Raw genomic sequence first — 19,348 nt, forward strand, 5'->3', positions numbered from 1 at the left:
CCGTCCCGCGGCGGGCGCGCTCCCCGGGCCCGGCGGGTGTGCGCTCGGACAAGATCCCGAGGGGTTAGGCTGGACTCTTCACATCATCCGCGGCGGGCACATCTGACCCGTGCGGGTGATCGTGTGTGACGGGCGACATCACGCGGACACCGTCCGTGTTGTTGTCGGTAGCATGAATCACCGGGGGCGACTCCGGGGGTAGCTGCCGGAGGTGCCGCATGACGATCGGGGGACTCGACCCGCCGGCCGGGGCCGGTGTGCCCAAGGGTGCGCCGCGGGCCGAGGGTGACGTTCCGAGCCGGAGCATGTCCGACCGCGTCGGACGACTGTCCCGCCGGCCTGTCCAACAACCGATCCAGCGACTGGGTCTGGCCGCGGTCACGTTCCTCACCGGAAGCCGTCGACGCACTCCGGACGCGGTCGAACCGCTGCTCCAAGTGCATCGTGTGCACCACCCGAAGGCCGATGTGACGGCCATTCAGGAGGCGTATGCGGTCGCCGAGTTGTCCCATCGCGGGCAGATGCGCAAGAGCGGCGAGCCGTACATCACGCACCCCCTCGCGGTGGCCACGATCCTGGCCGAGCTGGGCGCCGACACCACCACGCTGGTGGCCGCGCTGCTGCACGACACGGTCGAGGACACCGACCTGACCCTCGAAGAGGTGCGCGCGGCGTTCGGCGACGACGTCACCCACCTGGTCGACGGGGTGACCAAGCTGGAGCGGGTCGACCTGGGCGACCGGGCCGAGGCCGAGACGATGCGCAAGATCATCGTGGCCACCGGTCGGGACCTGCGGGTGACCGTGATCAAGCTGGCCGACCGGCTGCACAACATGCGCACGATCCGATATCGCCGCCGGGCCAGCCAGATCCGCACCGCCGAGGCCACGCAGGAGGTGTTCATCCCGCTCGCCGAGCGGTTGGGCATCCACGTGCTCAAGTCGGAGCTGGAGGACATCGTCTTCGCCACGCTCCGACCCGAGGAGCACGCCGCCACGGCCCGCACGGTCAGCGCCAGCCAGGCGGTCACCGACGAGGCCGTGTCGAAGCTGTGTACGACGGTCAAACGCGCGCTGCGCGAGGCCGGGATCGAGGCGGAGGTATCGCCGCGTGCGCGGCACCACGTATCCGTGCGCCGCGTACAAAAGCGGCGCGGACGCGAGGATCTGAGCCCGTTCGACCTCTCCCGGCTGATGATCGTGGTCGACGCCGACACCGACTGTTACGGCGCGCTCGGCGTACTGCACACCTGCTGGTCGCCGATCGCGGGCGAGTTCAAGGACTACATCGCGACCCCCAAGTTCAACCTGTACCAATCGCTGCACACCGCGATCACGCTGCCCGAGGGCGACAAGGTCGAGGTATTGATCCGCACCCGTCGTATGCATCGCCTGGCCGAGTTCGGCGTCGTGGCGCACACCGGCAAAGCGGACGCCGGACCGGACGCCCCCGAGCAGCTCGCGTGGCTGCACCGGTTGCTCGCCTGGCAGGGCGGCATCCCCGACGCGCACGTCTTCTGGAGCTCGCTGACCGCCGACCTGTCGGCGGACCGCGAGCTCCTGGTCTTCACCCCCGGGGGACGTCCGCTCACCCTGCCGGCGGGCTCCACGTGTGTGGACGCGGCCTACGCGATCGACGAGCAGACCGGCCACCGATGTATCGGCGCGCAGATCAACGGCCGCCTGGTGGCGCTGAGTTCGGTCCTGGCGGACGGCGAGACGGTGTCCATCATCACCGCTCCGCCCGGTGCGGCGGCACCATCGAAGGAATGGCTCTCGTTCGTCCGCAGCCCGCTGGCCCGGGTGGCGATCGAGGCCTGGCTGGCCAAGTATCCGAACGGCATCGAGGGCCGGATGGATCCGCTGCTCGCCCCGCCGCTCGGCAATCTGGCCGCCGCGGGCGAGGCCGCGCCGACCCTCCCGGCGAGCCGCACGGCGCCGGTCGGCGCGCCCGACGAGGCCGCCGCCCAGGCCCCCGCCCGGACCCGACGGGCCCCCTCCGACCCCGGCGAGGCCGTGGTCAGCGTGCCGGGCTCGCCCGGAGCACCGGTCCGCCTGGCCCGCTGTTGCACCCCGGTCCCGCCGGACGAGCTGGCGGGCTTCGTGATCCGCGGCGGCACGGTCGCGGTACACCGGGCCGACTGCACCAACGTCCAGCAGATGCGCCGCGCCGGCCGCGACGTGGTCGCCGCGTCCTGGCTGCCGCACCAGGCCGACCAGGGTTACCGGGTCACCCTGCAACTGGAGGCCCTGGACCGCCCCCGCCTCCTCGCCGACGTCACCGCCGCGATCGACGCGGAGGGCGCCGACATCACCTCGGCCTCGATCGCGCCGCCGCAGCAGATGCGCGTTCGGCAGACCTACACGATCCGCCTGGCCGACCTGGCCACCCTCCCGAAGCTGCTCCGGGCACTGCGCCGGGTGCAGGGCGTCTACGACGTCTACCGAGCGAGGCCGCGCGTACACCCGAGGGTGGCGGACCGACCCTAGGGTCGGTCCGATCCGCCGGACGGGTCCTGGGACCGGTCCGATCCGCCGGACAGGCCCTGGCTCGGCCGGTTGCGTTCGGGCTCGGCGCCGGCCTCCGCCACGTCGCCGCGCAGGACGTCGTTGAAGCGGGCCAAGTGGTCCGCGAGTGCGCCCAGTTCCTCCTTGGGCCAGGAGGCGAACCGTTCCGCCATCACCGCGAGGCTGCGCCGGCGCGCGTCGGCGAGCCGCACCCGGCCGGCCTCGGTGACGGTGATCAGGTGCGATCGGCGATTGGTCGGATCGGTGGCCCTGGCGATCAGCAGGGCCTCCTCCAGGGAGGTCAACTGCCGACTGATCGTGGTCTTGTCCAGGCTCAGCAGGCAGGCGAGTTCCTTGCCGGTCGAGGTGCCGCGCTCCTCCAGGAGGGCGAGCAGATGGAACTCCGCCTGGGTGATCCCCGCGGCCTGGAGCGGAGGAGCCATCAACAGCCGAATCAACCGGGTGGCGGCACCGACCTCACGGACCACTCGCCGCTCAACGCTGTCCGACATCGCCTTGCTCCTCATCACCGCGCACCCTGAATGTGCGCCAAGCGTGCCGGAAACGGTTGCAAAACACAACAAGCTGCGCCGGTCGGGGGAACCGCCGCCGGTCCGGGCGTCGGCTCACCGCGGTGAGCCGGTCGCGTCGGGCCCGGCTCACCGCGTCGAGCCGGGCCCGACGCGACCGACCTCACCCGAGCGCCGGCAACTCGGGAAGGTCCTCACCGACCCGCATCGCAAACTTCGGGGGCCGCTTCTCCAGGAAGGCGGCGACGGCCTCGCGGGCGTCGGGGGAGCCGCCGGTCCAGTGCAGGGCCCGGGACTCGTGCCGGTGGGCGGTCTCCGGGTCGGGGGCGGACTGCATCGTCCACAGGAGATGCCGAGTCAGCGCGATCGCGACCGGCGGGGTGTGGTCGGCGATCGAGCGGGCCAGATCGCGGGCGCGGGGGAGCAGCTCGTCCGGGGCCACGAGTTCGCGGACCAGGCCGGACTCCCGGGCCTCCGCCGCATCGAAGACGCGGCCCGTGAAGCACCATTCGAGGGCCCGGTCCAGGCCCACGACCCGGGGCAGGAACCACGTGGAGCAGCCGTCGGGGGTGATCCCGCGCCGGGCGAAGACGAAGCCGAAGCGCGCCTCGGTGGAGGCGATCCGGATGTCCATCGGCAGCGTCATGGTCGCCCCCACGCCCACCGCCGGACCGTTGATCGCCGCGATCAGCGGCTTCTTCGAGCGGTACAGGCGCAACACCAGCCGACCGCCGTCGTCCCGGAACGCCTCGGGGTCGCCGGCCCCCGGATCGAACGTGTCGCCGCCCGCCGCCAGATCGGCCCCCGCGCAAAACGCCCGCCCGCTCCCGGTGAACACCACGACCCGGACCCGGTCGTCCGCGTCCGCGACGTCCAACGCGTGTTCGATCTCCTCCCGCATCCGGAAGGTGTACGCGTTCAGCCGCTCCGGCCGATCCAGCGTCACGGTCAGCACGTCGTGTTCCAGCGAGGTCGAGATCTGTCGATATTCCACACAAGCTCCCCGGTCGGATGAACACGCGCCCGCCACGACACCGGTACCCGTCGCGGCCACCCTGCCCGGTGATCATGTCGATTGCCAGGGTTCCCGCGATGCGATCTCCGCATTAGCGTTGATGCGCTCCCAACCCCCGGTACCAGTCGCTCGCAGTGTGCAGGAGGTGGACCCACCGGATGCTGGATCGGACACAGGCCCTGGCCGAACTGACCGGACCCGAATCGGCCTACGCGATCGAGGAGGTCGTCCACGACGGCATTCCCTGGCGGGTGCTGAGCAAGGCCCCGCCGACGCTGCGCGCGGTCTTCGAGGGTCTGATCGGCCACGGCGACCGGGACGCGCTGGTTTACCAGGGCGAGCGGATCTCCTACGCCGAACAACACCGACTCGTCGCCCACCTGGCCCGACATCTGGCCGACGAGTACGGCGTGCGGCGCGGCGACCGGGTGGCCGTCGCGATGCGCAACCGGATCGAATGGCCGCTCGCGTTCTGGGCGATCCAGGTGCTCGGCGCGATCGCGGTACCGCTGAACGCGTGGTGGACCGTCGACGAACTCCGCTTCGCCCTGGAGGACTCCGGCACCACGGTATTGATCTGCGACGACGAGCGGGCCGAGTTGATCCGGGGGAGGACGAACGGCGCGCTGCCCACCCTGGTGGCCGGCCTCGACGAGCCGCCGGCGGTCGGCGAGGCGGACCTGACGGCACTGTTGCGCGGGTTCACCGGCGAGTGCGCGCTGCCGGACGGCGGTCCGGAGCCGTTCGACGACGCGACCGTCATCTACACCTCCGGCACCACCGGGCGCCCCAAGGGCGCGGTCGCCACCCACCACAACCACACCACCAACCTGCACACGATGGAGCTGACCAGGGCCGTCGCACTGGCCCGCGCCGGCCTGCCCACGGCCGAGCTGGCCAAGGGCCCGGCCGTGCCCGACGGGTCCCCGACCGGCCCGCCCGCGCCGGGCAGCCTGCAGGTCTACCCGTTCTTCCACATCGCCGGCCTGTCCGGCCTGTACATCGGCGCCGCCCAGGGCGCCAAGTTGTGCCTGATGCACCACTGGGACACCGCCACCGCGCTCGAACTGATCGAGACCGAGCGGCTGTCCACCGCCAACATGGTGCCCACGCTGCTGCGCCGGCTGGTCGAGTCGCCGCTGCGCGCCGGGCGTGACCTGTCCAGCCTGACCAGCCTGGGCATGGGCGGCTCGCCGGTGCCGCCGGACCTGGTCGCCCTGGTGGGCGGCATGTCCGGCAATACGATCGTGCCGCTGAACGCTTATGGGATGACCGAGACGACCTGCGTGGTGGTGGTCAACTCGGGCGACGACTACTACGAACACCCGGACAGCGTCGGGCATCCGGTGCCGGTCGCGGATCTGCGGGTGGCCGACCCGCTGACCGGGGAGGAGTTGCCGATCGGCCGCACGGGCGAGATCCGGGTGCGCGGCCCGCACGTGGTCCGGGGTTATTGGAATCGGCCCGGGGAGAGCGAGGAGGCATTCCCCGACGGGTGGTTCCGTACCGGCGACCTCGGCTACGTCGACACCGACGGGCGGCTGTACGTGGTCGACCGGCTCAAGGACGTGATCATCCGAGGCGGCGAGAACGTGTACTCGGCCGAGGTCGAGGCGATCCTGTTCGAGCACCCGGCGATCTCCGAGGTGGCCGTGGTCGGGGTGCCGCACCACGACCTGGGCGAGGAGGTCGCGGCGGTGGTGAGGCTGCACGTGCCCGGCGCGGCGAGCGCGGCCGAACTGCGCGGGCACGTGGCGCGTCGGCTCGCCGCGTTCAAGGTGCCCACGCTGGTCCGTTTCACCGAACGGGCACTGCCGCGCAACGCGGTCGGGAAGGTGCTGAAGCGCGAACTGCGGGACATGCTGGCGCTGTGACGGACGACGGCCGCGGGCGACCAGGGAAGGCCCGCGCCGGGTCACCGGCGGCGGGGGAGAAGCCGCGCCCCGGCCTCCGCCGGCCGGTCAGGACCCGTCGCGGGCCAGGGCCGCGCCCTGGTCGCCGTGGCCGTCGAGGCGGTGCTCCCAGAAGGTGAGTTCGTCCCACAGCTCGATCACCAGCTGGTGCTCGGCGCCCAGCACCCGGATCACGTCGGAGATCAGCGTGCGCAGCTGATGCACCGCGGTCATGAAGTTGCCCGCCTCGCCCTCGCGGCGGGCCCGTTCGTGCCGGATCTGCAGGGTCTCGATGTGGTCGGTGCCCATCACCCGCACCTGGTCCGGCAGCAGGTTCCGAAGCAGCTTGGCCGCCTCCGCCGGCCGCCCAGCCGCCGCGGTCCAGTGCGCCCGCCGCCGCCGCGCCCGCAGCGTGCGCGGGTCGAGCGCGCCGCGCAGCGGGCCGCTGTCCGAGATCACCTCGCGCAGCAGCCGCATCGCCGCCGTCGGATCGCCGTCCCGGCCGAGCCGGTCCGCCAACTGCTCGCGCATCCGCAGGGTCTCCGGGTGGTCGTGGCCGAACGCCCGGACCTGCCGCCCGATCTCGTCCCGCAGCGCCTGGATCGAATCGTTCGCCCGCACCGGCCGCGGCCCGGTCGGCGGCGGCGGCACCAGTCGTACCGGCTGGTCCACGGTCGGCTGCGGGTCGATCGTCGCGACCGACTCCGGCGCCGGCACCCCCCACGGCTGCGGTGCGAGGTTGCGCGGCGGCTTGACGGACAGGTCGTCCAGTCGATCCCGCACCTCCGCCGCGTTCGCCGGCCGATTCTCCGGCCGCTTGCTGAGCAGCGCCAGGACCAGGGTGGCCAGGTCCTCGGGCACCTCCAACCGGGAGTTGCGCACCGACTCGGGCGGCTTCTCCAGGTGGGCGTGCATCGTCGAGTGCGGGTGGTCCAGACCGAACGGCGGCGCGCCGGTGAGCATTTCGTGCAGCACACAGCCCACGCCGTACAGGTCGGTGCGGCCGTCGACCGTCTCGCCGCGGATCTGCTCGGGCGCCATGTACGCCGGGGTGCCGATCATGCTGCCGGGCAGCGTGATGCCCGCGCGCGAGGACTCCTTCTGCATGTAGCGCGCTATGCCGAAGTCGAGCACCTTGACCACCCCGCGCGAGGTGACCATGACGTTCGCGGGCTTGATGTCGCGGTGCAGTACGTCGCCCGAGTGGGCGACGTCGAGCGCGTCGCACAGCTGGATCGCCCAGCCGATCACGTGGCCGATCGGCAACCACGCGCCGTCCGCGACGAGTTGGGCCAGGGTGCGGCCGGTGATCAGCTCCATCGCCAGGTACATGACCTTGCCGTCGGTCTCCCGCATGTCGGCGGATCCGGCGCCGAGCGCGGAGGTCACCTGCGCGTCGTGCAGCGTCTCGGCGTCGTGGTCGAACACTCGCGTCGCGATGTCGCCCGGCCGCTGCGCGATCGTCGGCGCGGCGTTCTCCGGGCCGGCGGGGGGTGGCTTCCTCGGGTGGGCGCGGTTCGGTTCGCCGGGGTGCCGGATCACCTGCTTGAGGCCGCGGTCGTGCACCACGATGATGTTGGGCGAGGAGAGCCGGCCGAGGATCAGCGCCTCCTGGCCGAAGCGGTCCATGCTGTTGGATCCGCCGAAGGACTCCTTGAGCACCTTGACCGCGACGAAGCGCTGCATCTTGCGATCCCAGGCCCGCCATACGGTTGCGTTGCCGCCCGAGCCGAGCTTTTCGTCCAGCCGATACCGGCTGCCGAGCCACAACCGAGCCACCGCAAACGCCTCCCCGTACGCGCCCTGTGGATGTGATTGTTTCGTAGCAGCGTCCGTGGGGGGAACCGTATGCGACATCGCCTCGGGGACGGGGCCCGGGGCCCGCCGGGTTCCGCGTGGTCGTCGCCGGTCGGGGTGGGGCGCGGGCGGGCCCGCGTTCGATCGTACGGGCCCACTACCGTCGGTGGCATGACCGAGATCGTTGTCGTGAACTCGCCCGACGAGGCGCCACGGGAGTGGGACGCGAGCGTCTTTTTGGCCGGACCCACGCCGCGTGCCGCGCACGTCGCCTCCTGGCGCCCGGCCGCGTTGAAGCTGATCCGCGAGCGGTGGCGCGGGCCGGGCCGGCTGGTGGTGTTCGTGCCCGAACCCGCGGACGGGCACTCGTGGCCCTCGCACCGGGTGCAGCGGGACTGGGAGTTGCGCAACCTCGACCGCAGCGACCGGGTGCTGTTCTGGATCCCGCGCGATCTGCGCGACCTGCCGGGGCTGACCACCAACGACGAGTGGGGCTGGCTCAAGGACTCGGGCCGCGCGGTCCTGGGCACTCCGCCCGACGCGCCGCAGGTGCGCTATCAGCGGGCCTACGCGCTCGGCCACGACGTGCCGCTACGGGACACCCTGGCCGCGACGATCGACACCGTGCTCGACGCGCTCGGCACCGGTGCGGCGCGGGCGGACGGCGAACGGGACATCCCGTTGAACGTGTGGCGGACCCGGGCCTTCGCCGACTGGTACGCGGCCCAGCGGGCGGCCGGCAACACGCTGCTCGGTGGCCGGATCGTGTGGGTGTGGCGGCACGGCGGACAGACGTGGTTGTGGGCGGCGCACGTGCGGGTCGCGATCGCCGCCGAGGCGGGCCGGGTCAAGGACAACGAGGTCGTGCTGGGTCGCCCGGACGTGGCGGCGGTGGTGCTGTACCGGCGGGCCGAGCCGGTCACGGCGAGCACCGTGGTGCTGGTGCGCGAGTTCCGCTCGGCGGCGCGCACTGAGGACGGCTTCGTCCACGAGGTGCCCGGCGGCGGCGGATACACGGCCGAGGACGGCTGCGCCGAGGTCGGCCAGGAAACCGGTCTGGTACTGGCGCCCGAGCGGTTGCGCGCGCACGGCTCGCGGCAGCTCGCCGCGACACTGGCCGCGCATCACGCGCACGTGTGGTCGGCCGAGCTGACCGAGGCGGAACTGGCCCGGCTGCGCGACGTCCCCGGTCCACATGGTGTGGCCGGGGACGGGGAGCGCACCGAGGTCGAGATCACGACGTACGGCGAACTGCTGCGTGACGGGCGCGTCGACTGGTCGACGCTGGGGATGTTGGCGGCCGTGCTGGCAGCAGTGCCGGCCGCCGCCGAGGATCAGCGGTAGTTGCCGAGACCCGTGCAGGGGGCGTGTCGCTCGACGAGGCAGACGGTGTCGTCGATCGTCATCAACCGGCCGCCGACGATCTCCGGGGTGCGGAACACCGGAGTCTGCAGGGTGACGAGCGAGCGCGGGCTGAGCGCCGCGACATACGGCTCGCCACAACGGGTGCACATGGCGGGGGCGGTGAGGGTCTTCAGCATGGTGCTTCCTCCGTGACTGGTGACGTTAACCTTCCGTTCACCTTCGGTTCGGTCTCCAGTTTCCTTCCTGGATCCGTAAATGTCAACTGTGTTGGCCTACGGGGGTGGCCGCACATATGGCATCCTGACGGTGTGGATCACAAGGATGTCGACGGCGCGGACCCCGAAGCCGCCGAAGAGGGCCTGGTCAGGGCCGCGAAGGCCTACCGAAGGACCGAGAAGGCGCACGAAGAGGCGCGTCAAGAACTCAAGCGGGCGGCGATCCGGGCGATAGGCGCGGGCGTCAAGCAGTCCGAGGTGGCCAAGGTCACCGGCTGGACACGTGAATACCTGCGACGGTTGAAGAAGGACCGCTAGGACCGCTGGGACCGCGACGACGAGTGAGGCCGGGCCCCGGACGGGGAACCGGCCTCTTCGGTGTGCGCCGGCGTCGGGCGTGCCGTGCGATCAGGCGTTGTCGAGGTCGGCCGGGTTCTCGAAGCCGGGCAGGCCGGCCGGGTCGGTCGCGCCCCCGAACGCGCACAACACGTGGCGCTCGACGATGTACGTGGTGCCCGACGCGTTGAACACCTGCCCCGACACGGGGGCGTCGATCCGGGAGAGGTAGCGCCGCTGGGTGGGGATCAGCTGGGCGATGTACGGCTCGTTGCAGCGGGTGCAGGTGGCCGGCGTCGCGGTCGGCGAGGCCGAGGCGTAGCGGTCCAGGGCGATGACGAGCCGGTCGGCCAGGTGCGCGGCGGTGCGCTGGGTGGTGGCGACCCGCTCCGGATCGCCCGCCTCGCGGGACTCGGCGCAGGCCCGGAGCGCGTCGCCGATCCGGCGCAGCGCCACCTTGTGGAACGGCGGTGCCTGCACGGACAGCGCGTCCGCGCGGTCGGCGATCGAACCGGCGGAACCGGCGAACGCGGGGTGCCGCTGGGCACCCTCGGCGCCGAGGGCCGAGACATCGGCGGCGAGGCCGCGCAGCGCGGCCACGTGCTCGGGCGTCAGGCTCATGGTGTGCCGTTCCTTTCTGCCGTCCGACGGGGAGGCAACTCCGTTCGATGGGAGGCAACCCGTCCATAGTGGACAGACTCGACCGATAAACGCCATGGAATGTGACGATCGGCACGTTGATGACCGGTTTGTCAGAGTTTGCCGAGCGGTAAACCCGGCCGGCGCCGACGTGCGCTGTGGCGATCCGAAGACGAAACCGTTATGCAATGGCCGAAAAGAACCCCTTGTTGGCGGCCGAGCGAGGGGAGGAGAGTCACGATCACACGTTTTTTGGGGGAATGTATGCGCACTGTGAAAGTCGGGTTGCTCGTGGTGATGCTGACGTGCGCCGTCGGCGCCTGCGGGAGCGGGGACGACGGTTTCGGCGGCCTGGGGGTGAACAAGACGCAGAGCGCGAGCGGCCCGAGCCCGTCGGGGGAGGAGAGCTCCACCGCGCGCGCCACGGACGACACCTCGCCGACGCCCACCGCCGGCCGACCCACCACGACGCGTCCGCGCACCACCGCGCCGGGCACCCCGACGTCCGCGGGCACCTCCGCGGGCAGCGGCGGTGACTGGTCGTCGTCGTATTCGACGAGTTTCCTCAACGGTTGCCTCAGCACCTCGAACAACAACACCCGCTACTGCCAGTGCACGCTGACCGAGCTGCGGGGCAAGTACAGCCAGGCGCAGATGAACGCGTTCGACCAGGAGTACGCGCGCACCAACAAGCTGCCCGACGAGTTGCAGAGCACCGTGCAGAAGTGCCTGAGCACCGGGTGAGCCCGGCCCGTCACCGCCGCCCGACGGGCGGCGGTGACGCTCTCGTCAGTGCGGGATCTCGTCGATGAGGGTGCGGGCGCCCATGGCGAGCAGCTCGCCGGCGACCGCGCCGCCGAGCTTGTCCGGCTCCGAGCCGTGGTCGGTGGCCTCCAGGAGGTGCGTACCGTCCGTGGAATACACCGCGGCGTGCAGGGTCAGGCCGGTGTCGGAGTCGGTGCAGTGGGCCGCGATCGGGCTGTGGCAGTGGCCGCGCAGCTCGCGCAGCAGGGCTCGCTCGGCGGTGACGCAGGCCCGGGTGCCCGCGTCGTCCAGGGCCCGCGCGGCGGCCACGGTCGCCGCGTCGTCGACCCGGCACTGCAGCGCCAGCACCCCCGCGCCGATCGCCGGCAACATCTGAGTGGTGGTCAGGATCTGGGCCACACGCCGCTGTTCGCCGATCCGCTCCAGGCCCGCGACGGCCAGGATCAGCGCGTCGAACTCGCCCGCGTCCAGCTTGGCCAGCCGACCGTTGGCCGAGCCGCGGATCGGTACCGGGGTCAGCCCCGGGTGCCGGCGCCGCAGTTGCGCCGCGCGGCGCACCGAGCTGGTGCCCACCCGGGCGCCGGACGGCAGGTCGGCCAAGCGCGCGCCGACGACACAGTCGTGTACGTCGTCGCGGGGCAGGTAGGCGGCGATGGTGAGCCCGTCGGGCAGCGGCACGTCGCCCGGGATGTCCTTGAGGCAGTGCACGACCAGGTCCACCTCGCCGTCGAGCTGTGCGCGGTCGAGTTCCTTGACGAACGCGCCCTTGCCGCCGAGTCGGGCCAGGCTGCCGCCCCAGCGGTCGCCGCTGGTGGACAGCGGGACGATCGTGGGTTCGCGCGGTTGTCCGGACAGCAGGGCGGCGACGAGCCGGGCCTGCGCGAGGGCCATGGGGGAGGACCGGGTTCCGATGCGGAGCTGCATACGCGACACGCTAGAGCCGTAGCGGCCGCGCGGCCGAATTTCGGCGAAGTCCGGTACCTCACAGGGGGGATGTGCGACTGCGGGGTCGGCCCGCCAGTCGTTCGGCCCAGTCGCCGTGTCCTTCGGGCGGGGTGCGGCGTTGGGCAGGCACGGCTCGTCGGCGTTCGACGGACACCGGCCCTGGAGACAAGGAAACCGCCCCATGCAGCGCATCGTTCGCGGCCTTCTGGTCAGTACGGCCGTCATCGCGGCCCCCGTCGTCGGCGCGACCGTGGCGGTGGCCGTGCCGGCCGGTGCCGAGACACACACCGTCCGGGCCGACACGATCGAAACGGTGAGCGGGCTCTGTGGCAACGAGGCCGGCGCGCTCGCGTTCATCAACCCGACCTTCGGCCAGCGCTGCTGAGGCGGGCCCCGGCCCCGACCGCGCGGCGCCGGCGGTGTCCCGGTCCGATCCGGTGGTCGGATCGGGACACCGCCGTGCGCCGGGTCAGAGGCTGATGTCGGTGCTCAGGCGCAGGTCGCCGAGGGAGCGGCCGACGCGCAGGGTGTAGGTGCCGGGGGCGGTGGCCCAGGCCGCCTCCGCCTCGTTCCAGCGGGCCAGGGTGCGGGCGTCGATGTCGATGGTGGTGGTCACTCGCGCGCCGGGCTCGACGTCCAGGGCGGCGAAGCCGACCAGGCGGATCGGCTCCGGGCGCCCCCACAGCGTGCCGTCGGCGGTCTCCAGGTACACCTGCACCACCTCGCGGCCGGCGCGCTCGCCGATGTTGGCGACGGTGACCTCGACGGTGACGCCGGCCGCGTCGCCCTTGGCCGCGACCGCCTCGTAGGCCCAGCTCGTGTAGCCCAGGCCGTGGCCGAACGGGTAGGCGGGGGCGGCCTCGCCCAGCGCCCAGGCGCGGTAGCCGATGTTGCTGGACCGCTGCGCGTAGTGGTGCTCGCCGTCGATCCGGGCGGTGGAGTACACCGGGACGTCGGTGTCGGCGGCCGGGTAGGTCGTGGGCAGCCGCCCGCCCGGCTCGGCCGCGCCGGTCAGCACGTCGCCGAGGGCCGCGCCGCCCTCCTGGCCGGGCAGCCAGGCCCACACCACGGCGGCGACCTCGTCGCGCCAGGGCATCAGCACCGGGGAGCCCGCGTTGACCACCACGACGGTCCTCGGGTTGGCCGCGGCGACCCGGCGCACCAGTTCGTCGGAGCGCCCCGGGAGAGCCAGGTCCGCCCGGTCGAAGCCCTCCGACTCGATGTCGTCGGTGGTGCCGACCACGACCACGGCCACGTCCGCCGCCCGGGCGGCCTCGACCGCGGCGGTCAGTTCGTCCTCCTCGGAGCGGCGCGGGTTCGCCCAGCCCAGACCGAGCGCGGCCATGAAGAACCGCTCGCCCTGGCTGAAGTCGACCCGGATCGCCACCTCCGTGCCGGCCGTCGCCTCGATGTCGATGCGAGTGGCCTCCGGGCGCATGATCGTCTCGATCACGTCGGTGCCCTCGGGGGCGGTCATGTCGATCGTGCGGGTCGTGCCGTCGATGTCCACCTCGAACCGGCCCGCGCCGCGGACGTCCAGGATGTTCGTGCCGGACACGGTCGGGGTCACGGTCACCCGCAGTCGGATCACGACCGCTCCGGCCGGGATGTTGTCCGGCCAGAACATCAGGCTGGAGCCCAGGCGGTGTTCGGAGGAGAGCAGGTTGCCGTCAACGTCCAGGAACTCCGCGCGCAGGCCCGGTTCGCCGGTCTGAGGGTCGACGGCCGTGTCCAGGGCCAGGTCGGCCAGCGCGCGGTGGGTGAACGCGCCCTCGGTGAGCGTCAGTTCGACGCCGTCGCCGAGCGCGGCGCGCAGGCCCTCGGGGATCGAGACCACGTGCGAGGGGTTCACATGCGCGCTGCCGCCGCCCTGGGCGGACAGGCGCAGGGCGTTCGGGCCGATCAGCGCGACGCGCGAGAGCGCGCTCGGGTCGAGCGGGAGGGTGCCGTCGTTGGCGAGCAGCACCATGGCCCGGGCGGCGATCTCGCGCAGCGTGGCGGTCGCATCGTCGGGGGTGGTGGTCGCGGCCGGGGTGCGGTCGCCGAGCACACCGACGCGGGCGGCCAGGCGCAGGACCCGGATCACCCGCTCGTCGATCAGCGACTCGGCGACCCGGCCCTCGCGCACGGCGGCGAGCAGCGGTTCGCCCCACACCTCGGACGGGCCGGGCATCGCGACATCGGTGCCGCCCGCGGCCGCGGCCTCGGTGGAGCGCACCGCCATCCAGTCCGAGACCACCACGCCGTCGAAGCCCCACTCGTCCTTGAGGACGTCGTTCACCAGGCGCGAGTTCTCGGTCATCGTCTCGCCGTTGACCCGGTTGTACGCGCTCATCACCAACCACACCCGGCCGGTGCGCACGGCCTCCTCGAACGGCAGCAGGTAGACCTCGCGCAGCGAGCGCTCGTCGATCCGCGAGTCGTAGGACATGCGCTCGTCCTCGGTCTCGTTGCCGACGAAGTGCTTGATCGTGGCCCCGACCCCGGCGGACTGCACCCCCTCGATGAAGGCGGTCGCGATCCGCGCGGTGAGCAGCGGGTCCTCGGAGTAGCACTCGAAGTGCCGGCCGCCGAGCGGGCTGCGGTGCAGGTTCACGGTCGGCGCGAGCAGGACGTGGATGTCCTTGTCGCGGGTCTGCGCGCCCATCACGAAACCGGCCCGGCGGGTGACCTCCGGGTCCCACGCGGCGGCGAGCGCGGTGGGGCTGGGGAACAGCAGCGAGGTGTCGCGCTCGTCCCAGGTGACGCCGCGGACGCCGACCGGGCCGTCGGAGACGCGCAGCTTGCGCAGGCCGATGCGCGGGATCTCGGGGAGGGACCAGAAGTCCTCGCCGACGATCAGGGACAACTTCTCCTCGAGGGTGAGGCGGGTCACCAGCTCGTGCAGCTCGTCGTCCGTGGCTTCGGTGGGGGTGGGGTCGGACATCGTCGTCTGCCTTCCGCTCGCGTTCCCGATCGATCCGGATCGCGCCGGACGGGTCGGTGGGGGACCTCCTCGTACCGTAATCGGAAAACTTTGTGGTCGGTAGTTTTGTTACCTCGACGTGATCTACACCTCGACGGCCCTCCGTCGGGACACGGCAGGATGGGGCCATGGACGTACGATCCGACGATCTCTCCGACGCCCCGCCGACCCGGGCCGGGCGGGCCAGACCGCGTGGGCGGGGGTATGCGTCGGGGGACGCGCGGCGTACGCGCATCCTCAACATCGCGCTTCAGGAATTCGCCGAGAACGGCTACCGGGGCACCTCGCTCGCGCGCATCGCCGAGCGCGCCGAACTCACCCAGGCCGGACTGCTGCACCACTTCCGCAGCAAGCAGGAATTGCTCGTCGCGGTGCTCGACCTGCGCGACCGCATGGACATGGCACACCTGGACCTGGCCGAACTCCCGCCCGGTGGCGCGGCGGTGCTGGCCAAGTTCACCGAACTCGCCGGGCACAACCAGGCCATCCCCGGCCTGGTCCAGCTCTTCACCGTGCTCACCGGCGAGGCGGTCACCACCGACCACCCCGCGCACGGGTGGGCCCGGGACCGCTACGCGCTCCTGCGGGCGAGCGTCACCGCGTCCCTGGAGGCCGGTGTGGCGTCGGGCGAACTGCGCGCGGACGTGGACCCGGCCGCGGTCGCCGCGCAGGTCTTCGCGATGATGGACGGGCTCCAGCTGCAATGGCTGCTCGACCCCGAACACGTGGACATGGCGGCGCTGTTCCGCGACTACGTGGAGCACCTGCTGCGCCGCATCCGGGCCGCCTGACCCGGACCGCCCCTATGCCTTGTCCGGCGCGTCCTCGCCCGCGGTCAGCTCGCGCAATACCGCGCCCAGGTCCCAGTTGGACAACCCCGCCAGCGCCTCGCGGAAGACGGTGAGTCCGAACAGGTCGCCCCGGGCGGTCATCCGGCCGGCGGCCAGCGCCTCCCGCGGTGCGTGCCGGTCGTTGAGCAGGATCACCCGGCGGGCGGTGTCGTAGTCCATGTGCACGATCAGGTCCGGCCCCGGCAGCAGGCCCGGGCGGACCAGGACGCGGCCCTGGAAGACGTCCAGATGCAGTTCGGCCGGGTCCTCGCGGCCCGGGACGTCGCTGACCACGATGTCCACGATCGCCGGATGCGGCGTGCGCTTCTCCGGATCCGGGGTGATCAACCTGCTCAGCCGGGACACCGCCGCAATCCACGCGTCGGACATGAACGCGTGCCGATCCAGGGCCGGCTCCGCGGCGTCGGCCGGCACCGGCTCGGTCCGGGTGCGCTCGGGCTCCTCGCGCAGCACCTTCCCCAGCTCCTCGCCGAGCCGGCGGGCGGCCGTACGGCGCATCGCCCGGGCGAGTTCGGCCTCCACTGCGCGCAGCGCCAGCGGACGCATCCGACGGATCATCTCCGCCGTCTCGTCCGCGTCGCCGTCGGCGGGCAGCAGGTGCGTCTCCATCAACCGCCCGAAGCCCTCGGCCACGTGCTCCATCGCCGCGCGCAACATCCGCAGCTGCTCGGTGACCGCGCCCACCGGGACGCCGGCCGCGTGCAGCTCGGCGCCGACCGCCAGCTCGCGCGGACTGGGCACCCGAAACACGGTCAGCGAGTCGTCCTCGGGTTCGAGCAGACCCAGGCGCACCGCCCCTGCGAGCGCGACCGGATCGGACAGTCCGCCGAACATCGCGATCAACTCGGCGCGGGTCATCCGCTCCGGGGTCTCCTCGCTCCACGGACCGCTCGCCTCGGCGACCAGGCCGAGCACGCCGCCGAGGCTGCGTCCGCCGTCCCAGGCGTCGAGCAGCTCCTTGATGCTGACCAGGCTGTAGCCGCGCTCCAGGAGTTGGCCGATCAGGCGCAGCCGGCCCAGATGGGCGTCCTCGTACAGCGACACCCGGCCCTGGCGCCTGGGCCGCGGCAACAGTCCGCGATCCTGGTATGCCCGTACGTTGCGTACGGTGGTGCCCCCCTCGCGGGCGAGGTCTTCGATCCGATAATCCGCCAACCTCGTGCCTCGCGATCCTCGTGCCCCGTGTCCGCGGCCAACGTAATGCAGATACGTTCGAGGTTCGATCACGCGGTGATCGCAATGGGCGCGGGAACGCTCCCGAAGCAGGTCCCGGAACACCGGCCCGGCGGATCCCGGAACCGGGAAAGCGCGGGCGCGGGACTCAGGGAATGACCACGACCGGGCGTTTGGCGTGTTTGACCAGACGGCACGCGACCGATCCGAAGATCCGACTGGCCAGCCCGGTGGATCCGCCGACCACGATCGCGTCGGCGGTGAATTCGCGTGCGACGTCCTCGATCTCGTGGCAGATGTCACCCCCGCGCTCGACCAGGATCCACGGCACGTCGCTGAGGTGGTCCGCGCAGGCCAGTTCCAGGCCCAGGGCCTCGGAACGACTGTCCGGCACATCGATGAAGACCGGCGGCTCGCAGCCGGCCCACACGGTGGCCGGAATCCGGTTGGCCACGTGCACGATCACCAGCCCGCCGCCGAGTCTGCGCGCCATGCCCGACGCGTACGCGAGGGCTCGCTCGCTGGACTCGGACCCGTCGAAACCGACCACGACGGGATGCTGGAACGCGGGATCGCGCTGATGGGGGGAATCGGGACGGAGCAACGGAGTGCCGTCCGGGAAGTCACTGAACTCGAAAGCAGCCATGGGAATCGGGCGTCTTTGCTGTGGAGGGGCGCCTCGGGGCTTTCTGTACCAGATTACTGCGCCGACCCGCACATTCGACAGTGTCGGTCGGGGTTCTCCCGGACAAAAAAGACACTGGGCCGTGTACCGGTCTGGGCATGGTGCGGTCCGCCGGACCACGCGCGGGGATGGATCCCCCGGGCAAAGCCTCGGCGAGACACGCACATTAGCCGGACAAGGCCGTGAATGGGGAGACCCGGGCGGCCGTGTGGGTGATTGCGTTCCGGGCGCGGCCGTCTCGGGCCCGGTCGCCGGGGCGCCGCACGGGCCGGTTCGAGCCGGCCCCGGGGAGGACCGTTCGGGGGTGCGGACCGACGCCGCCGGGGGAACGGGCGTTACCCCGGACCCCGCCCGAGCGTTGGTCAGGGCGACACCGTGCGTCCGGGCGACCGCGTAGTCACGGGCGGCGATCCGCTGGTCGGACGCCGACCCACCCGCGCGCCCACCCGCGCCGCGGCGCCGACGTCGAACCTGTCCGACGGCCCGACACGCGCCGGGCCGTCGGCGGGTTCGACGCTTTTCCGGACCCGGCCGGCGTCGGTCTCGCGCGGGCTCACATCGTGAGCAGCACCCCGCCGTAGGCCGCGCCGGCGATCAACACCCAGGAGGCGAAGCCGAGCAACAGCGCGCGCCACCCGGTGCGGATCAGCCGACCGAGCCGGACCATGCTTCCCAGCCCGAACAGCGCGGCGGCGAGCAACAGATCCTGCACGGTGCCGGCCACCTCCAGCCCGCCGGCGGTCACCAGGCCGGTGCTGCGGACGGCGACCATGGCCAGGAAGCCGAGCACGAACAGCGGGATCAGCGGCGGCCGCCGGGACCCGGCCCGCCCGGTGTCGCCGGCCCGCGCGGCCCGACGGCGCAGCGTGTACGCGGTGCCCGCCACGATCGGCGCGAGCAGCAGCACCCGCATCAGCTTGACCACGACCGCGGTGTGCAGCGCGACCGGCCCGGCCACCCCGCCCGCCGCGACCACCTGGCCGACGTCGTGCACGCTCGCGCCGACCCAGCCGCCGTAGTGGGTCGGGTCGAGGCCGAGTGGCGCCCGCAGCAGCGGCAGCACACCGATCGCCAGGCTCCCGCACAGGGTGACCAGCGCGACCGAGGTGACCACGTCCTCCTCGTCGCTGTCGCTGACCCCGTTCATCGCCGCGACGGCGGAGGCGCCGCAGATGGAGAAGCCGGTCGCGATCAGCAGCGGCTGATCGCCGGGCAGCCCCATGCGCCGACCGAGCCACCGGGTGGCGAAGAAGGTGAACATCACCACCACGATCACCATCGCCACGGTCGGCAGCCCGAGTCCGACGATGTCGCCGAGTGCGAGCTTGAGCCCGAGCAGCACCACGCCGGCGCGCATCAGCCGCCGCCCCGCGAAGCCGAGCCCCGGCGCGGTGGCGACGGGCAGCACCCGCACGTTGGCGGCGAGCACGCCCAGCGCCACCGCGACCGTGAGCATCGGTACGTGCGGCCAGATCCGGTGCGCGCCCCAACTCGCGGCCACCGCGAGCGTCGCCGCGAGCAGCCCCGGCCACAGTCGGGCCCTCGCCGTCCCGGCGGGAGCCGTGGACTGCCGGTGGTGGGCGCTCCGCGCGATCGTCAGGGTCATGATCACCACCCTCGGGCCGCCGTCCCCGCGCGGGTAGCGGTCGATTGCCTGGTAGGTCATAG

17 protein-coding genes are annotated in these 19,348 nt (G+C 72.3%); 7 read left to right on the forward strand and 10 right to left on the reverse strand.

From position 1 onward, the window contains the following. Positions 1–218 precede the first annotated feature (218 nt). A complete protein-coding gene (locus ACFXKZ_RS23110) occupies positions 219–2,489 on the forward strand; it encodes a RelA/SpoT family protein (protein ID WP_380002827.1) in 2,271 nt (756 codons plus the stop codon). Here ACFXKZ_RS23110 and ACFXKZ_RS23115 read toward each other — a convergent pair. Beyond that, positions 2,486–3,019, reverse strand: coding sequence for a MarR family winged helix-turn-helix transcriptional regulator (locus ACFXKZ_RS23115; protein ID WP_380002829.1), 534 nt, complete (start codon positions 3,017–3,019; stop codon positions 2,486–2,488). The two genes, ACFXKZ_RS23110 and ACFXKZ_RS23115, sit on opposite strands and share 4 nt — an antisense overlap. A 181-nt stretch (positions 3,020–3,200) precedes the next feature. After that, a complete protein-coding gene (locus ACFXKZ_RS23120) occupies positions 3,201–4,031 on the reverse strand; it encodes a crotonase/enoyl-CoA hydratase family protein (RefSeq protein ID WP_380002831.1) in 831 nt (276 codons plus the stop codon). A gap of 179 nt (positions 4,032–4,210) precedes the next feature. On the opposite strand from ACFXKZ_RS23120, the gene ACFXKZ_RS23125 reads away from it, so the two are divergent. Beyond that, a complete protein-coding gene (locus ACFXKZ_RS23125; RefSeq protein WP_380002832.1) occupies positions 4,211–5,926 on the forward strand; it encodes a class I adenylate-forming enzyme family protein in 1,716 nt (571 codons plus the stop codon). An 87-nt stretch (positions 5,927–6,013) separates the two neighbouring features. Here the strand turns inward: ACFXKZ_RS23125 and ACFXKZ_RS23130 are convergent, their stop codons facing one another. After that, positions 6,014–7,723, reverse strand: a complete 1,710-nt coding sequence (locus tag ACFXKZ_RS23130; protein ID WP_380002833.1) for a protein kinase — start codon at positions 7,721–7,723, stop codon at positions 6,014–6,016. 189 nt (positions 7,724–7,912) lie between these two features. On the opposite strand from ACFXKZ_RS23130, the gene ACFXKZ_RS23135 reads away from it, so the two are divergent. Next, positions 7,913–9,085, forward strand: coding sequence for a nucleoside 2-deoxyribosyltransferase domain-containing protein (locus tag ACFXKZ_RS23135; protein WP_380002834.1), 1,173 nt, complete (start codon positions 7,913–7,915; stop codon positions 9,083–9,085). On the opposite strand, the gene ACFXKZ_RS23140 is transcribed toward ACFXKZ_RS23135, so the two are convergent. Then, a complete protein-coding gene (locus ACFXKZ_RS23140; RefSeq protein WP_126642557.1) occupies positions 9,076–9,282 on the reverse strand; it encodes a hypothetical protein in 207 nt (68 codons plus the stop codon). The genes ACFXKZ_RS23135 and ACFXKZ_RS23140 overlap by 10 nt on opposite strands. 132 nt (positions 9,283–9,414) lie before the next feature. Between ACFXKZ_RS23140 and ACFXKZ_RS23145 the strand changes: the two genes are divergently transcribed. After that, a complete protein-coding gene (locus ACFXKZ_RS23145) occupies positions 9,415–9,639 on the forward strand; it encodes a hypothetical protein (RefSeq protein WP_380002835.1) in 225 nt (74 codons plus the stop codon). A gap of 90 nt (positions 9,640–9,729) precedes the next feature. Here ACFXKZ_RS23145 and ACFXKZ_RS23150 read toward each other — a convergent pair whose 3' ends face one another. Then, the gene (locus tag ACFXKZ_RS23150) at positions 9,730–10,278 is read right to left on the reverse strand and encodes a hypothetical protein (protein ID WP_380002836.1); all 549 of its coding nucleotides are present in this window, start codon (positions 10,276–10,278) and stop codon (positions 9,730–9,732) included. A 282-nt stretch (positions 10,279–10,560) separates the two neighbouring features. Here ACFXKZ_RS23150 and ACFXKZ_RS23155 point away from each other — a divergent pair, with 282 nt between their 5' ends. Further along, positions 10,561–11,040, forward strand: coding sequence for a hypothetical protein (locus tag ACFXKZ_RS23155; protein WP_380002837.1), 480 nt, complete (start codon positions 10,561–10,563; stop codon positions 11,038–11,040). A 45-nt stretch (positions 11,041–11,085) separates the two neighbouring features. Here ACFXKZ_RS23155 and hemC read toward each other — a convergent pair whose 3' ends face one another. Continuing rightward, positions 11,086–11,985, reverse strand: a complete 900-nt coding sequence (gene hemC, locus ACFXKZ_RS23160; protein WP_380002838.1) for a hydroxymethylbilane synthase — start codon at positions 11,983–11,985, stop codon at positions 11,086–11,088. Positions 11,986–12,187: 202 nt separating this feature from the next. Between hemC and ACFXKZ_RS23165 the strand changes: the two genes are divergently transcribed. Further along, the gene (locus ACFXKZ_RS23165) at positions 12,188–12,391 is read left to right on the forward strand and encodes a hypothetical protein (protein ID WP_380002839.1); all 204 of its coding nucleotides are present in this window, start codon (positions 12,188–12,190) and stop codon (positions 12,389–12,391) included. Between the two features lie 84 nt (positions 12,392–12,475). Here the strand turns inward: ACFXKZ_RS23165 and ACFXKZ_RS23170 are convergent, their stop codons facing one another. Then, positions 12,476–14,932, reverse strand: a complete 2,457-nt coding sequence (locus ACFXKZ_RS23170) for a glycoside hydrolase family 3 C-terminal domain-containing protein (protein ID WP_380002840.1) — start codon at positions 14,930–14,932, stop codon at positions 12,476–12,478. A gap of 167 nt (positions 14,933–15,099) precedes the next feature. Here ACFXKZ_RS23170 and ACFXKZ_RS23175 point away from each other — a divergent pair, with 167 nt between their 5' ends. After that, positions 15,100–15,762 (forward strand): TetR/AcrR family transcriptional regulator, encoded by a 663-nt coding sequence (locus tag ACFXKZ_RS23175; RefSeq protein ID WP_380002841.1) that lies wholly within the window; start codon positions 15,100–15,102, stop codon positions 15,760–15,762. 12 nt (positions 15,763–15,774) lie between these two features. On the opposite strand, the gene ACFXKZ_RS23180 is transcribed toward ACFXKZ_RS23175, so the two are convergent. From ACFXKZ_RS23180 to ACFXKZ_RS23190, 3 genes are all read right to left on the reverse strand, one after another. After that, the gene (locus ACFXKZ_RS23180; RefSeq protein ID WP_380002843.1) at positions 15,775–16,977 is read right to left on the reverse strand and encodes a MerR family transcriptional regulator; all 1,203 of its coding nucleotides are present in this window, start codon (positions 16,975–16,977) and stop codon (positions 15,775–15,777) included. Positions 16,978–17,143: 166 nt separating this feature from the next. Further along, positions 17,144–17,641, reverse strand: a complete 498-nt coding sequence (locus ACFXKZ_RS23185; RefSeq protein WP_126642565.1) for a universal stress protein — start codon at positions 17,639–17,641, stop codon at positions 17,144–17,146. Positions 17,642–18,233: 592 nt separating this feature from the next. Further along, positions 18,234–19,346 carry a YeiH family protein gene (locus ACFXKZ_RS23190; RefSeq protein ID WP_380002844.1) on the reverse strand — a complete coding sequence of 371 codons (1,113 nt, stop codon included), beginning with the start codon at positions 19,344–19,346 and terminating at the stop codon, positions 18,234–18,236. Positions 19,347–19,348 lie beyond the last annotated feature (2 nt).

The organism is Embleya sp. NPDC059237 (assembly GCF_042754105.1).
Lineage (GTDB): Bacteria > Actinomycetota > Actinomycetes > Streptomycetales > Streptomycetaceae > Embleya.